Source organism: Streptomyces hebeiensis (assembly GCF_052983195.1).
The window spans coordinates 4,138,767-4,153,054 of record NZ_CM129812.1; the positions used below are offsets into that span (position 1 = coordinate 4,138,767).

The window sequence follows — 14,288 nt, forward strand, 5'->3', positions numbered from 1 at the left end:
ACAAGGGTGTCTGAATGCCCGGTAACGGCGACATGACGTGAAGGAAAGCGGGACGGGGCTCCCCGGGGGCGGGCGGCCCTGATCCCCCGGGGGCGGGACATGGCTCCCCGCGGTCGGGACGGTGATCCCCGCGGGCGGGGCCCGGCCTCCGGGGATCCCCGTCCCGCAGGGCGCGGTGCGTACACGGACACGACGTACGAGGTCAGCGTGGCGTACGTGGGGCAGCGGCGTTCGAGAACAGCGTGACGCATGCGGGTCGGCGCGGCGCACGCGGGTCGGTGCGGCGCGTGCGAGCGCTCCCCGGCCGCGGTCACCCCAGGCGGCGGACGATCCGGAACGCGGCGAACGCGGCGACCGCCGCCAGGGCCAGGACGACGCCCGTCTCCACGAGCTGGAGGGGCCAGAAGTGGGCGGCGGGGTGGTAGTCGACGAAGTGGGTGAGCCCACCGCCGGAATCCGCGCACGGGGACGGATCGAAGGGCAGGCACTCGTTGTAGGACGCCCTGCGGCCGGACGGCGTCACCGCCCCCTGCTGGACGACCCAGGCGTTCTCCTCGAAGTACTGCCGCTTGCCCTCGACCGTCACCATCGGCCACAGATGGCTCCGCAGGTACTGGGAGAAGACCGCCAGGACCGGGCCGACGGCGAGCGCGGTGACGGACATCGCCACGACCGTACGGCGCACGAGCAGTCCGACGAGCGCCCCGACCGCGATGCCGAGCAGGGCGTACGCCACGGTCAGCGGGCCGCGTCCGGTGAACGCGAGCGGTTCGTACCAGGGGAAGGCCCCGAAGTCGTCGCCGGTCGCCGACCGGGCCCAGCGCAGGACGCCGACGGCCACCGACAGCAGGGCGACCGTCCACACCGCCGGTACGGCGAGCTTCGCCGCGAGCCAGCGGGCGGGGGAGGCTGACTGGGTCCAGGCGAGCTTGTACGTGCCGGACTCCAGCTCCCGGGCGATCACCGGGCCCGCCACGAAGGCGCCGACGAGCACGGGCAGCACCAGCAGGACGACGCCCGCGTAGTTGACGTACCGGCCGAAGTCGTACCGGGTGTCCAGGAAGTCCCGGACCTGCTGGTGGCATTCCCGGGTGGTGTGCTCGACGGAGCAGCCCGACGCGGCGAAGTCATGGGTCACGCCGGAGGCGTGGAGCCGGGAGGCGAGCAGGATCCCGGCCATCAGCACCAGGATTCCGAGGCCCGCCCACAGCGTCCGGCGGTGCAGCCGGACGGTCACCAGGACCGGGCCGCGCAGGGCCGGACCGCCCGGGGCCGGCGGGCGCGGGGCCGACGTGCCGGAGGCCGGGTCGCCCGGGGCCGGCGGGCGCAGGGTCGAAGTGCTCACGCGGACACCGCCTTCCGGAGCGCGGCCGGCTCTGCCTCGGCGCTCGGCGTGAGCAGCGGCGGCGCGTCGGGGGAGCGCAGATGCGACAGCAACAGTTCCTCCAGGGACGGGGCATGGGTCTGCCAGGTGTCGTCCAGCGGGCCGTCCGGCCGGACCAGCGCGGTGAGCTGCCGGCCCGTCGTACGGGACTCGACCACCGTGTGCGGTCCCAGGTCGCCCGCCGGCCCCGTCACCACGGTGTGCGCGGTGAGGATGTCGTCCACCTCGCCGCCGAGCCGTACCCGGCCGCCGTCCATCAGCAGCAGGTAGTCGCAGGCGTTCTCCAACTCGGCGAGGATGTGCGAGGAGATCAGGACGGTGGTGCCGTGCTCCGCCGCGCCGCCCAGCAGGATGCCCATCAGCTGATGGCGGGCGAGCGGGTCGAGGTCGGCCATCGGCTCGTCCAGCAGGAGCAGTTCGGGCCGCTTGCCGAGGGCGAGGGCGAGGGCCACGCGGGTGCGCTGGCCGCCGGAGAGCGTACGGATCCGGGCGCCGCGGTCGAGCGCGCCGCCCTCGACGATCCGCTCGGCCGTCGCCGCGTCCCAGCGCCCGGGGTTCAGCGTGTGCCCCATGCGCAGTGTCTCGTCGACCGTCAACTGCGGGTAGAGCGGCTTTTCCTGGGCCACGTACGCGATGCGCTCGCGGGCGGCCGACGGGACGGCGCCGAGGGTACGGACCGAGCCCTCGGTGGGGAGCAGCAGCCCGGCCGCCTGGGCGAGCAGCGTGGACTTGCCCGCGCCGTTGGGGCCGACGAGGGCGCAGACGCGGCCCGTCGGTATCCGGAAGGAGCAGTCGCGCAGGGCCCAGCGCCCCTTCCGCCGGGTTCCGTACCGTTGAGCGAGGCCGGTCGCCTCGATCGCCGTGCTTGTCATGCGCCATCCCCTTCGGATGTCTCGTCTTCGAGCGCCTTGTCTTCGAATGTCTCGTCGATCACGGCTGTGAAGAGCGCGGTCACGTCGTCCTTCTCCATGCCTTCCGTCCGCGCGCGGGCCACCCAGGCGGCCAGTTCCGCCCGCAGGGCGCTGTCCGCCGAGCCGTGGCCGAGGGTTCCCCGTACGAACGTGCCGAGCCCGCGCCGGCCCTCGGCCAGGCCCTCGCGCTCCAGCTCGCGGTACGCCTTGAGCACGGTGTTGGGGTTGACGGCCGTTGCCTCGACCACCTCGCGGGCGGTGGGCAGCTTGTCCCCGGGTTCCAGCAGGCCGAGGCGCAGGGCTTGTTTGGTCTGCTGGACGATCTGGAGATAGGTGGCGACGCCGCTGCGCCGGTCGATGCGGTACTCGATCACCGCAAACACCCTTTCACTAAGTAAGTAGTGAAAGCATGGTCGAGGGAAGGGGCGGCGTCAATGACGCCGCCCCTTATGCCCTGGAACAGGCGGGTCAGGACTCCGTGCGGTACATCAGGTCGACCTCGTGCGTGGTGAACCCCAGCCGCTCGTACACCGATACCGCCGCCGTGTTGTCCGCGTCCACGTACAGCATCGCCGTCGGCAGCCCCTCCGCCGCCAGGTGCCGCAGGCCGATCGCGGTGAGCGCCTTGCCGAGGCCGCCGCCCTGGGCGTCGGGCCGGATGCCGAGGACGTACACCTCGCCGAGCTGCTCCGCCGCGTGCACCTTGGTCCAGTGGAAGCCGATCAGCTCGCCGCCACGCTCCGCCAGGAAGAACCCCTTGGGGTCGAACCACGGCTCGGCGGTCCGGTCGTCCAGGTCCCGCTGGGTCAGGGCGCCCTGTTCGGGGTGGTGGGCGAAGGCGGCGGCGTTGACCGCGAGCCAGGCGTCGTCGTCCTGGCCGGGGACGAACGTACGGACGGTGACGCCGGCCGGCAGTTCCGGGTCCGGGACGGTCAGCGGGACCAACGGCATCCGCAGCTGGCGCAGTTCACGGAAGAGCGTCAGCCCGAGCACCTGGGCCAGATGGCGCGCGGCCGACTTCCCGCCGTGCGCCCAGGCCCGCAGCCGCTTGCCGGAGGCGGCCATCAGCGCGGCCCCGAGCGCCCGGCCGTGGCCACGGCCCCGGCAGGCGGGGTGGACGACCAGTTCGACGGCCGGGGCCTCGACCGGGTCGGTGTCCTCCAGCTGCCCGTACCCGACGAGTCCGCCCTCGACGGTGACCAGGAAGTGCCGTACCCCCGGGCGGCGCCCGCCGCGCAGCTGGAGCCGGCCCTGCTCGGAGACGGCCTGGACGCCGTCCGACTCGGCGGCTGCCGCCAGCAGGCCGGTGACCTCCTCGGCCTGCTCGGGCGTGAGCGCGTCGAGGGTCTGGATCTGCCGGCCGGGCTCGTGGGCGCTTGCGTCAGTCATGCGTCGAGGGTACGGCGGACGTACGACGGAGCGCGGTACGGACCGGGCGTGGAGGGCCCTGTCGGGGCAGCGCGCACGCCTCCCGGCCGGTCCGGCGTCGGCCCGGCCGCCCCCAACGGCAATCAGCTCGTAACCCGGCACCCCCTGTTGTGCTACGCGCGTCGACCATAGGCTTCGGCTCGCCACCGTCACCTTGCCGGCGACCCGGCGACCCGGCGGCCGGCGGCCATCAGCCGAACGGCGAACACGTCGACGGGGCGTCCAACTCAGCAAGGGGACCAAGAGGACCGATGACAGCACCGCAGAAGAACCGCGTGGCCCGGCGAGTGCTCGCCACCGCCGCGGGCCTGGCCACCGTCGGCGCGCTCGTCGCGGCGATGCCGGCCGCCGCCAACGAGGACCGGAGCCCGAGCCCGAGCCCGGCTCAGGGGCAGGGGCAGGGGCAGGGGCAGGGCAGGACCGTCGACGTACAGCTGCTGTCCTTCAACGACCTGCACGGCAACCTGGAGCCGCCCGCGGGCTCGGCCGGCAGCGTCACGGAGAAGCAGGCAGACGGCACGACGAAGACGATCCCGGCCGGCGGGGTGGAGTACCTGGCGACCTCGCTGCGCGACGCGCGCAAGGGGCACCCGTACTCGATCACCGCGGCCGGCGGCGACATGGTCGGAGCCAGCCCGCTGCTGTCCGGCCTCTTCCACGACGAGCCGACCATCGAGGCGCTCAACAAGATCGACCTCGACGTGACGACGGTCGGCAACCACGAGTTCGACGAGGGCGCGGTCGAGCTGGCCCGGCTCCAGAACGGCGGCTGCCACCCCACCGAGGGCTGCTACGAGAAGGGGAAGAAGTTCAAGGGCGCGGACTTCCCCTACCTCGCCGCGAACGTCACGTCCGAGAAGACCGGCAAGCCGGTCCTCAAGCCGTACACGGTCTGGAAGAAGAACGGCGTCAAGGTCGGCTTCATCGGGGTGACCCTGGAGGGCACGCCGAACATCGTGACGGCCGAAGGCGTCAAGGGACTGAAGTTCCACGACGAGATCGAAACCGTCAACAAGTACGCCGAGGAATTGGACAAACAAGGCGTCAAGTCGATCGTCACGCTGATCCACGAGGGCGGGGCGCCGGCCTCGTCCTCGTACAACTACGACTGCGACAGCCCGGGCGCCGGGGACGGCATCTCCGGTCCGATCGTCGAGATCGCGAAGGGCATCACGTCCAAGGTCGACGCGCTGGTCACGGGCCACACCCACCAGGCGTACGCGTGTACGATCCCGGACCCGGCGGGCAAGCCGCGGCTGGTCACGTCGGCGTCGTCGTTCGGCAAGCTGTACACGGACACCACGCTCACCTACGACCGCCGTACGAACGACATCGTGCGGACGAGCGTGAAGAGCATGAAGACGGCGAACCACATCGTCAGCCGTGAGCAGCCCAAGGCCAAGGACATGACGGACCTGATCGGCCGCTGGAACAAGCTGGCCGCGCCGATCGCGAACGCCCCGCAGGGCTACATCTCCGCCGACATCAACGGCCGCGGCGCGACCACCCCGGAGACCCCGCTCGGCGACCTGATCGCGGACGCCCAGCTCAAGGGCATGGCCCCGGCGGACAAGGGCGGCGCCCAGATCGCGTTCATGAACCCGGGCGGCATCCGGTCCGACCTCGTCCACAAGGCGTCGGGCAGCGAGGGCGACGGGGTGGTGACGTACGGCGAGGCCTTCACGGTGCAGCCGTTCACCAACATGATGAACGCGGTCGACCTGACCGGCGCCCAGCTGATCACGGCGCTCCAGCAGCAGGTCAGCGGCTCCAACGAGGCATCCCCGAAGATCCTCCAGGTCTCCGAGGGCTTCACGTACACCCTGGACATGACCAAGACGGGCGCGGCCCGGCTGGTCACGGACTCGGTGAAGCTGAACGGCGACGCGATCGACCCGGCCAAGACCTACCGGGTCGCGATGAACGAGTTCCTGGCGGGCGGCGGCGACGGCTTCCCGGTCTTCGCCGAGGGCAAGAACAAGCTGGTCGGCGCGTCGGACCTGGACATGCTCAACGCCTACCTGGCGGCGAACTCCAGCGCACAGTCCCCCCTGGCCCCGCCGTCTGCGGACCGGATCACGTTCCTGAGGTAAACGACGTCAGCACACCACCGACGCGGAACGCCCCGGCCACCAGGACCGGGGCGTTCCGTCGTCCGCTCGTCGTCCGTTCGCCCAACGTCGTTCGGGCGTCCTGGCCGGCGACGGTGTTCACTTCCCCTGAGCTTGCTTATAGGCGTCGATGACCGCTGCGGGGATGCGGCCGCGGTCGGGGACGTCGAAGCCCTGCTCACGTGCCCAGGCGCGAGGTGCCGGCTCCGGTCGAGCAGTTCCCCCACCTCCGCGTCGCCGCGCCGCGCGCCTGCCGGCGGGTGCCAGCGCTGGACGGCCTGCCCGGCCCAGGTACGCGGCTTCGCATCCGGGTCTTCCAGCAGACCGACCGCAGCCCGAAGCGCCGCGATGCCGCCGTGCGCGTCGAGAAGCCGGAACGCGCCGACGCGAACGTGCCGCGGCCGCTCGGTACTGGTGCGCTCCTGTAGCCAGTCGGTGGGTAGTTCCTTTGCCGAGGGCCACAGGGCGACGGCCGCCGCGCGGACGACACCGGCGGCAGGGTCGTCGAGGAGCGGCCGCAGCTGTTCCGCGTCCACGCAGTCCAGCGTCCGCAGCCCCGCCACCGCCCGCGCCCCGGCCACCGGGTGCGCGAGGAGCGGGCACAGCAGCCCGGCGTCCGCGCGGTTCCCGCATTCGGCCAGCCCGATGACCGCGCCGGGCAGCAACTCGAGGTCATCCGGTGCTGTGCACCGCTTTCGGTACCAGGCTGCCGGGTCGCCTCCGTGCTGCCGTACGACGTACCGGGCACAAGCCCGCACGAGCCCGGACCGGTCGCTGAGAAACGACTCCGCCTCAGGCAGCCGTACCAGGCGATCGTAGGGTCTGGGGCTCGCGCAGGGCGCGCGAAATATGGCACAAGCTCCGCGGTCCGGCTGATCACGGCTTTCAGCACACCAACGCGGAACGCCCCGGCCAACAGGGCCGGGGCGTTCCGTTGTCCGCTCGTCGTCCGTTCGTCCCACCGCCGTTCGGGCGTCCTGGCCGGCGAACCTTGCCGTGTGACGTAGGCGCACTGGGAAGACGAAAGGTCCGCGTTCCGTCACTCGTCACAGATCGCTCTGAAGATTCCGGTCGTCACCCAGGTCGCGACGATCGTCCCCCACGACGGGAATCAGCGCCCACCCGACTCCGGATGTGTTCACCTTCGAGGCCGTGACCAGCCACACGCACACGCTCGCCAGCGGGGCCAGCAGCGTCACCAGTAGTGCGCACTCCACCACCTCCAGCGGCTCACCGAAGTCTCTGAGCGCGAAGAGGCACAACGCGCCGCTGCCCACCGCGGCGAGGAATCCGGCCAGGAGGCCCGCCCACCACGCCGGGAACGAAGGCTCCCACAGCGCCACCGTTGTCCAGATCGCCCATACCGAGAAGCCCGTAATCGGGACGACCATCAACAGAGGTGCGAAGACCAGATCTTGCCAGGTCAGTGGACGAAGCACGTCACCAGCATAAGCGTCGGCATGTCCCGTCCACGTTTGAAGCAGTCACGAAATTTCGAACGGCGGGGAGCGGTACCGGTGGTGGCGTGGTTCCATGGCGACCATGACGCGTAGCAGAACGCCATCCACTGCCGCTGTCACCGTCGTTGTCGCTGTCGTGTTCGCCGCTCTCACGTCGTGTTCCTCGAATTCTTCGAGTGAGTCCCCCGCTGAGGGCCGGCCCAGCGGGTCCGGCTCCGGGCCACCGGCGTCCGCCCCCGCGAAGACGGGCACGCCGTCGCCCTCGCCGACCGGGCCGTGCGCTGACGGCAGGTGCGAGATCGAGGTCGCCGTGGGGGACGTCGTGACAGTGCCGGAAACGTATGGCCTCGGGCCGATCGAGGTGACGGCGATCAGCGGCGGCGAGGTCGAGATGGTCGCGCGGCTGACGGGATCGGGCTTCGGCGTTTCGGGCTGTTCCGGTGGCGGAGGTGTGTCGTCGGAGGGCGGTGGCGGCGTCCGGCTCAGCTGCGGAGAGGGGCCCGCCGCGACCGTCAACGACGCCATGAGCCTGGAGGTCGTCGAAATCCTCGACACCGCCGCCGTCCTCCGTATCGAACCCGCCGGGTGATTTACGGCTCGGCGCCCGGGGCAGGGCTTTCCATGGTTCGGTACGAGGGCGCCGGTCACGCGGTAACGGTGCCGATGAAGGATGGGATCCTTTGTATGCGCAGCTCAGGGCGACCCTGGCTCAGGGTCCTGGCCATGGCTCTGTTCATCGTCGGTGGGCCCATGTTCTTCATCAACGGCGAGGCCGTACTGAACGGCGAAGCCGTCGAGTGCGACGGCAGCCTGATGAGACCCGGTCAGTGGTGCGCGCGCGTAGGCGATGAATCTCGCAGCTACGACGAGGAGAAGAAGGCCGAAGCCCGTGGAGAACTCGTCGGCTACGCCGGGGCGGGCCTCGTCACCCTCGGCATCGTCGTCTTCATCGGCAATGGGATCGCCACGCGCCGAGGAAACCGATAACGCCGCGGACGGGCTCGCCGGCCGGTGTGAGCGACCGAGTGGCCGAAGCGGGCAATGGCGGTGAACCGGTCGCGCGTAGGCGAGTCCCGGCCGGCCGGGCGATCCCGCTCGACGCCGTACGCGACTCGGCCGACGCCGAGCGGGACCGCGCGCGGCTGCGGTCTCTTGCGTGATTCGACGCGCTCGCGCGCACGATCCACGCCTATGCGAGACCCGCAGGCGCCTGGCCGCCCTGTTCCACTGAGCCGGAGGCGCGACCGGGACGCGGCCGTCCGCTTCCGCTGTTTCAGCGCCGGGCGGCGTCGGCGCCGAGGGTCCGTCCCAGGCGGTGGGCGCGGGAGGTCGGGACGGTGATATGGACGGGGTCTTTGGTGCAGTAGCAGGTGTACGTGTAGCCCTCCTCCGCGTCAATCGGCACCCATGCCTCCTCGGCCCTCGAACGGGGAACCGAGGCGTGGAGCAGCGCCAAGGCCAGTGCGATGAGGCTGACGGTGATCGACACCGCACCCCAGAGGCTCGGGTCGGCCGCGGAATCGTTCACCGTTCCGCCCCGGCCCCCGTGCTGCAGGAGGCGGGGCCGGCCAGCGTGAACCACACGGCTTTCGCGTGCGGAGCGAACGCCCCGTAGAGCGTCCAGCCCAGCCGGCGGCGATGCTGTCGACCAGTAACAAGCCCCGGCCGCCGGTGAGTTCCGCGCTGCGGGCGCTCGGCAGCGGCAGGGGGCACGGCTTGTCGTCCCGTACGTACACGGTGACGTGCCGCGGCCCGACGACACGTCCAGCCGGATCAGGCGGGAACGGGTGTGGCGGTGGGCATTGGTGACGATCTCGGTGACGCAGAGCCGTGCGTCGTAGGCCAGGTCCGGGTGGCGGGACGTGCAGCAGCGAGCCGACGAAGTCCCGGGCGACGCGGGGCGCGCAGGCGGAGTTCGGCAGGACGAGGCGGTACGGGTCGGTTCCGCGCTGGTCAGGGGGCGGAGAGTTCGGTGGGGTGGGAGTAGTCGGAGAGGGCATGGTGTCTCCCAACGCGGTTCACGGCGTGCGCATCCGGCCGCACCTGATCTCGCCGAAGCGTGGTCCTGTGCAGAGGCAGCCATAGGCTTGCCGTACGACATGTGATACGGAAGTGGAGCGCATTCAGCGCAGACTTGGCGTCGAGTTACGCAAGATGCGGGAGCGAGCAGGGTTGAAGCTGGCCGATGCCGCGGCCTTGCTCGGGACCGAACGGACCACCGTCAGCAATACCGAGTCGGGGCGATTCGGCGTGAGCGCCGACAGGGTGCGTGCTTGGGCCGAGAGCTACGCGTGCCCCGACGAGCCGTACGTCGAAGCGCTGGCCGAAATGGCTGCGGAGCGAGTGAACGGGTGGTGGGAGGACTACAGGGGTGAACTCTCCAACGGTGCCCTTGACTTGGCTGAATTGGAGCACCACGCCGTCGCCATCCGCGCTGTGCAAACCATGCATATGCCGGGCCTGCTGCAGAACGAGGACTATGTGCGGGCTGTCTTCGCAGAGGCGGTGCCACCCATGAGTCCCACTCGGCGAAGACGACAGATCTCGCACCGGCTCAAGCGACGTGATGTGCTCGACCGGGCGAACCCTCCGCAATGCACCTTCCTGATCCACGAGGCGGCGCTGCGCATGCGGTTCGGTGGTACGGCCGTCGCGCGAAGTCAAATGGCTTTCCTGCTCAAGGAGTCGGAACGCGACAACGTCACCGTGCGGGTGATCCCGTTTGCGGCAGGCGGTTTTCCGAACGCCAGCACTTCGACACACTACGTGTACGGCCCGGTTCGGCAGCTTGACACCGTGCAGACCGATACGCCGACCGGCTCTGGGTTCGTCGACGCCGAAACGCGTCTCACGAACTGGCGGGCCATGCTGGACCGCACGGAGGAGCGATCGTTGGACCCGGGCAGTTCCAGGGACTTTATCCACGAAGTCGCACGGCAAGTGTGAGGTGTGTGAGGCATGGGAATCCAGTGGCGGAAGTCTTCCAAGTCATCGGACGACGAGGACTCGAACTGCCTAGAACTTGCCGCGTTTGAAGGCGATATTCTGATACGCGAGAGCGATCTGCCTGACGTGGTCATCCGGACCAGCCGGGCCAAGCTGCGCGCGTTTCTCGGTGGTGCCAAGGACGGCGAGTTTGACGATCTGGTCTGACGCGGACTGGACCGGGCGGGCCGAGTGGTGAGGCGCCGCGCTCGTACGGACGGCTCCCGCCACACCCGGCGGGAGCCGTCCGTACGAGGCGAGGGCTGTTCGGGGGCCGCTCGGGTGGGTGGGTCAGCCGGCCTGGGACGGGGGCTGCTTCATGTCGTCGACGATCGCGCGGGTGACGATGGCGCTGACGAAGGTGACGGTGCCGGGCTTGATCAGGCCGTCGTCGCCGGACGCCCCCTTGACCTGGACGATGCGTTCGCCGAGGAAGGCGTGGGTCTTCTTGTCGAAGATCCACTCTTCGCGCGTGCCGCCGGCCGAGTCCACCCGGGCCACCGCGACCCCGTGCCGGCCCGTCGCGTCCACCGCGTCGTCCACCATGATCACGCCGGGGATCTTCGCCGCCGCCTTGAACAGGGCCGCGTAGAGCTCCGCCGGCGGGTAGCTCTCGCCCAGCAGGTCACCGATGGTGGAGAACGCCTGCTGGTCGGGGCTGTTGCCCTGGCCCTTCGTCTCCTTGTAGATCAGCTTCAGCAGTTCGTCGGGGTCCGTGGTCAGGCCGGCCAGGAAGTCGTACGTCGGGTGGTTGATGCCGGGCTTCAGCGCGTTGCCCTGCTCGTCCGGCCCGCTCAGCGTCTCCCCGTCCGGACGCTCGGACGTGGGGTCGATCAGCCAGCCCTCGGTGCCGTCGGCGGACATCCACGTCTGGCGCAGGTACGGCTTCTCGCTCACCAGGGTGGACTTGTCGTCGACGGTCTTCACGTACGTGTCGGCCGTCTTGGACGCGATGTAGATGTACTGGCCGGGCTTGACGTCGGGGTGGCCGCCCTCCGCCGCCGCCAGTGAGATCTGGTCGAGCAGCTGGGGGACGCCCTTGGTGGTCCCGGAGCCGATGTCGGTGGTCAGGGCCGGGCCGGTGGCGACATTGCCGGCTCCGGAGGTTCCGCTTCCGGAGCCTCCGTCGTATACGGCGGCTCCGACGACAACCGCTCCGGCGAGGGCGAGCGCCATCGCGGGCAGGGCGATCGCCGGGCGCGGCAGCCGGAAGCGGCGCGTCGTCGTGGTCTCTCCTACCTCCGTCGCCGGGGTGGCGGAAGCCGTCACGTTGTGCTGTTCCTGCTGGATGTGGGCCATCAGACGCTCCTTGTGGAACTGGTGACGGCCCGTCGGCAGATCATGCGCCGTCTGAGGGAGGAGGTGTGCGCTTTCCTCCCACTCGGCCGGGCTCTGCCGGGACGAGTTCGCGTTCATCGGTTTCCCTCCTGGGCGGGCCGGACCGCGTGGATGCGGTCACCTCTTGTCTGTCGGGCGCGGGGGGCGGGTTCCGTTTTTCCGCGCGGGATGTTTCCGCGCGGGATTTTTCCGGGGTCGCGTACGTTGTCGGGAGGTGGCCCCGTCGGCTGCGCCAGTTCCGCCTCGGTCAGCTTCCGCAGTTTCACCCGGGCCCGGGACAGGCGGGAGCGGACCGTGCCGACGGGGATTCCCAACGCCGTCGCGGCGGCCGTGTACTCCAGGCCCTCCCACAGACAGAGCGTCAGCACCTCGCGCTCGGTTCTGCGCAGCGTGGCGAGCGCGGTGAGCGCCGCTGCGAGGCGCCGGCGGTCGTCGATCCGGCCGGACACCTCCTCGGCGTGGTCGGGCAGCGCGCGCTCCGCAGCCGCGGCGGCGGTGGCCGCCGCTCGGTACCGCCGGTTGCTCCGGACGTGGTTGCGTGCGGTGTTGGTGGCGATACCCAGCAGCCAGGGGCGCAGCGAGCCCCCCTCGGCGGAGACCTTGTCGCGCAGTCGCCATGCCTCCATGAAGGTCGTGGCCATCACGTCCTCGGCCGTGGACCAGTCAGCGGTGAGGCGGAAGGCGTGGTTGTAGACCGCGCGGGCATAGCTGTCGAACAGCTCCGCGAAGGCGCTCGGCTCCCCAGCCCGTATCCGGGTTCGCATATCAGTGCTCACCTCAATGAGCTGTCCGGGTGAGCCTGTCGGGTTCCGCCTGTTCATTGTGACGCGGGACACACGCTCTGGGGGCTCTGGGGGCTCTGAGGGATCAGGGTGCGGTGTTCCTGCCTGGGGCTGTGTCTGTGCCCGTGTCGTTGGCGGTGGGTTTCGTCCGTCGGCGGTCCGGGTGGCCCGGGTGGAACAGTGCGCAGACGAAGGCGATGGCCAGCGTGATCGCCATGCCGTAGAAGACCGCCCTGTTGGCCTCGGCGAAGTCGAGCCGGAACACGCCGATCGCGTCGCGCGTGATCCGGTCGACGGGGCCGGTGCCGGTCGGCACGAGGTGGCCGCCGTTGCCGGTGAACCGTTCCGAGATGTCGTGCCCCACCGAGTGGGCCAGCGGGCTCGGCACGCCCGCTGATCCGAGCGTGCCCGCCATCCGGTCCGTGGTGACGTGCGTGAGGATCGTGCCGAAGACGGCGAGGCCCAGGGCGGCCGAGAAGGTACGGACGGTCTGCGTGAGGGCGGTGACCTCTTCGTACGAGGCGCCGGCGACCCGGCCGTTGGCTCGGCGCGCGGTCCCGTCGTCGGCCCGGCCGGCGGCCCTGTCGGCCGCGTCCGTCGACGCGGGAACGAGCAGGAAGCCGATGCCCGCGCCGGAGAGGGCGACGTAGGGCCACTGGCCCTGCATGGAGTGGTCCGTCAGCTTGCTCGCCCACAGCGCGAATCCGAGCGTGCCCAGGGCCGTGCCGAGCAGGATGGCCGGCTTGGCGCCCCGGACGTCCAGGAACCGGCTGCCCCACTGGTACGTGATGACGAAGCCGACGAAGAAGTACAGGAGGTAGAGCCCGGCCTGCTGGGGCGAGGAGGCGAGCGAGACCTGGGCGTAGACCGAACCGAAGAAGAACACGGGGACGAACGCCGGCATCGCGAAGAACAGCACCGCGGCGTCGACGGCGAACGCCCGGTCCTTGAAGAGCCGCAGGGGGACGAGCGGATGGTCGCCGGGGCCCCGTACGCTCAGCCTGCTCAGCGCACGCAGCTTGCCGAGATCGCGCAGACCGTACAGCTCGTAGCGACAGAACAGCGCCAGCACCAGCAGGCCCAGACCGACGCAGAGCCATGTCAGGGCCGAACTCCACCCCCAGTTCGCCGCCTGCTGGAAGCCCAGCACCGTCAGCGCCGTCCCGACGGCCACCAGCACCGCGCCCGGCACGTCAATGGGTTCGCGGCGCGCGACGTGGGGGACGCGGGCCTTCGCCATCAGTACGAGGGCGACGGCCGCCACCGGCACATTGATCCAGAAGATCGCCCGCCAGGTCCAGGCGGTGAGCCAGCCGCCCAGCAGCGGGCCGAGCACCGTGAGCACGGCGGACCACCCGAAGAACAGGGCCAGCGCCCGGCCGCGCCGTTCCGCCGGGAACGTCTCCGTCACCACCGCCAGCGCCGCCGGGAACAGCAGCGCCGCCCCTGCGCCCTGGGTGGCGCGGAACGCGATCAGCCAGCCCTGGGCGACGTCGCCGCCGGCCGGGACCACGGCGCACAGGATCGAGGAGACGACGAAGACCAGCGTTCCGGCGATCAGCATCAGCCGGTGTCCGAAGACGTGTGCCAGCCGCCCGCCGAGGGCGAAGAACGCGGCCAGCGTGAGGAGGTAGGCGTTGACCACCCACTGCATGCCGGAGGCGGTGAGGCCCAGCTCATGGACGATGGTGGGCGCCGCGATGGCCACGATGGTCTGGTCGATGAACGTCATCGAGGCGGCGACGACCATCGCCGTCAGGGTCAGGGCACCGGCCCTCCGCCCGACCCCGGCCTCGTCCGCGCGTATGCGGCTTTTGTCGTCCATGCCGGAATCTTCTCCCGGGGGTGAACATCCCGCATGTGCGGCGCGGGAAACGCGTGGGCCGGGC

The 14,288-nt window shown here is 70.6% G+C and carries 15 protein-coding genes and 1 pseudogene; 5 read left to right on the forward strand and 11 right to left on the reverse strand.

Annotated features, from left to right (window positions below; genetic code table 11):
• Positions 1–310: 310 nt before the first annotated feature.
• From ACU6P3_RS18035 to mshD, 4 genes are all read right to left on the reverse strand, one after another.
• Positions 311–1,345 carry an ABC-2 membrane transporter-related protein gene (locus ACU6P3_RS18035; RefSeq protein ID WP_447193204.1) on the reverse strand — a complete coding sequence of 345 codons (1,035 nt, stop codon included), beginning with the start codon at positions 1,343–1,345 and terminating at the stop codon, positions 311–313.
• Positions 1,342–2,256 carry an ABC transporter ATP-binding protein gene (locus ACU6P3_RS18040; protein ID WP_447193205.1) on the reverse strand — a complete coding sequence of 305 codons (915 nt, stop codon included), beginning with the start codon at positions 2,254–2,256 and terminating at the stop codon, positions 1,342–1,344. The genes ACU6P3_RS18035 and ACU6P3_RS18040 overlap by 4 nt, the downstream gene beginning before the upstream one ends.
• The gene (locus tag ACU6P3_RS18045) at positions 2,253–2,669 is read right to left on the reverse strand and encodes a GntR family transcriptional regulator (RefSeq protein WP_447193206.1); all 417 of its coding nucleotides are present in this window, start codon (positions 2,667–2,669) and stop codon (positions 2,253–2,255) included. The genes ACU6P3_RS18040 and ACU6P3_RS18045 overlap by 4 nt, the downstream gene beginning before the upstream one ends.
• 94 nt (positions 2,670–2,763) lie before the next feature.
• Entirely contained in the window at positions 2,764–3,684 is a 921-nt protein-coding gene (gene mshD, locus ACU6P3_RS18050; protein ID WP_447193207.1) for a mycothiol synthase, read from the reverse strand.
• Positions 3,685–3,974: 290 nt separating this feature from the next.
• On the opposite strand from mshD, the gene ACU6P3_RS18055 reads away from it, so the two are divergent.
• Positions 3,975–5,816, forward strand: a complete 1,842-nt coding sequence (locus tag ACU6P3_RS18055) for a bifunctional metallophosphatase/5'-nucleotidase (RefSeq protein ID WP_447193208.1) — start codon at positions 3,975–3,977, stop codon at positions 5,814–5,816.
• A 117-nt stretch (positions 5,817–5,933) separates the two neighbouring features.
• On the opposite strand, the gene ACU6P3_RS18060 is transcribed toward ACU6P3_RS18055, so the two are convergent.
• The 3 genes and pseudogenes from ACU6P3_RS18060 to ACU6P3_RS18070 all read right to left on the reverse strand — a co-directional run bounded on the left by ACU6P3_RS18060 (position 5,934) and on the right by ACU6P3_RS18070 (position 7,273).
• On the reverse strand, positions 5,934–6,101 hold the full coding sequence (locus ACU6P3_RS18060; protein ID WP_447197943.1) for an Lsr2 family DNA-binding protein: 168 nt from the start codon (positions 6,099–6,101) through the stop codon (positions 5,934–5,936).
• A pseudogene (locus ACU6P3_RS18065) lies at positions 6,029–6,625 on the reverse strand (hypothetical protein); the annotation flags it as partial. The pseudogene ACU6P3_RS18065 and the gene ACU6P3_RS18060, both read right to left, overlap by 73 nt.
• 255 nt (positions 6,626–6,880) lie before the next feature.
• Positions 6,881–7,273, reverse strand: a complete 393-nt coding sequence (locus tag ACU6P3_RS18070; RefSeq protein WP_447193209.1) for a hypothetical protein — start codon at positions 7,271–7,273, stop codon at positions 6,881–6,883.
• 343 nt (positions 7,274–7,616) lie between these two features.
• On the opposite strand from ACU6P3_RS18070, the gene ACU6P3_RS18075 reads away from it, so the two are divergent.
• Positions 7,617–7,883: a hypothetical protein gene (locus ACU6P3_RS18075; RefSeq protein ID WP_447193210.1), complete on the forward strand. Its 267-nt coding sequence runs from the start codon at positions 7,617–7,619 to the stop codon at positions 7,881–7,883.
• Positions 7,884–8,017: 134 nt separating this feature from the next.
• Positions 8,018–8,281 (forward strand): hypothetical protein, encoded by a 264-nt coding sequence (locus ACU6P3_RS18080; protein WP_447193211.1) that lies wholly within the window; start codon positions 8,018–8,020, stop codon positions 8,279–8,281.
• Positions 8,282–8,567: 286 nt separating this feature from the next.
• Here the strand turns inward: ACU6P3_RS18080 and ACU6P3_RS18085 are convergent, their stop codons facing one another.
• Complete coding sequence (locus ACU6P3_RS18085; RefSeq protein WP_447193212.1) at positions 8,568–8,822, reverse strand: hypothetical protein; 255 nt, start codon at positions 8,820–8,822, stop codon at positions 8,568–8,570.
• A gap of 584 nt (positions 8,823–9,406) precedes the next feature.
• On the opposite strand from ACU6P3_RS18085, the gene ACU6P3_RS18090 reads away from it, so the two are divergent.
• Positions 9,407–10,240, forward strand: coding sequence for a DUF5753 domain-containing protein (locus ACU6P3_RS18090; protein WP_447193213.1), 834 nt, complete (start codon positions 9,407–9,409; stop codon positions 10,238–10,240).
• A 12-nt stretch (positions 10,241–10,252) separates the two neighbouring features.
• Positions 10,253–10,447, forward strand: coding sequence for a DUF397 domain-containing protein (locus ACU6P3_RS18095; protein ID WP_447193214.1), 195 nt, complete (start codon positions 10,253–10,255; stop codon positions 10,445–10,447).
• A 123-nt stretch (positions 10,448–10,570) separates the two neighbouring features.
• Here ACU6P3_RS18095 and ACU6P3_RS18100 read toward each other — a convergent pair whose 3' ends face one another.
• The 3 genes from ACU6P3_RS18100 to ACU6P3_RS18110 form a co-directional block, all read right to left on the reverse strand.
• The gene (locus ACU6P3_RS18100) at positions 10,571–11,695 is read right to left on the reverse strand and encodes a CU044_5270 family protein (protein ID WP_447193215.1); all 1,125 of its coding nucleotides are present in this window, start codon (positions 11,693–11,695) and stop codon (positions 10,571–10,573) included.
• Positions 11,692–12,381: an RNA polymerase sigma factor gene (locus tag ACU6P3_RS18105; RefSeq protein WP_447193216.1), complete on the reverse strand. Its 690-nt coding sequence runs from the start codon at positions 12,379–12,381 to the stop codon at positions 11,692–11,694. The genes ACU6P3_RS18100 and ACU6P3_RS18105 overlap by 4 nt, the downstream gene beginning before the upstream one ends.
• A gap of 103 nt (positions 12,382–12,484) precedes the next feature.
• Positions 12,485–14,224, reverse strand: coding sequence for an MFS transporter (locus ACU6P3_RS18110; RefSeq protein ID WP_447193217.1), 1,740 nt, complete (start codon positions 14,222–14,224; stop codon positions 12,485–12,487).
• Positions 14,225–14,288: the final 64 nt, after the last annotated feature.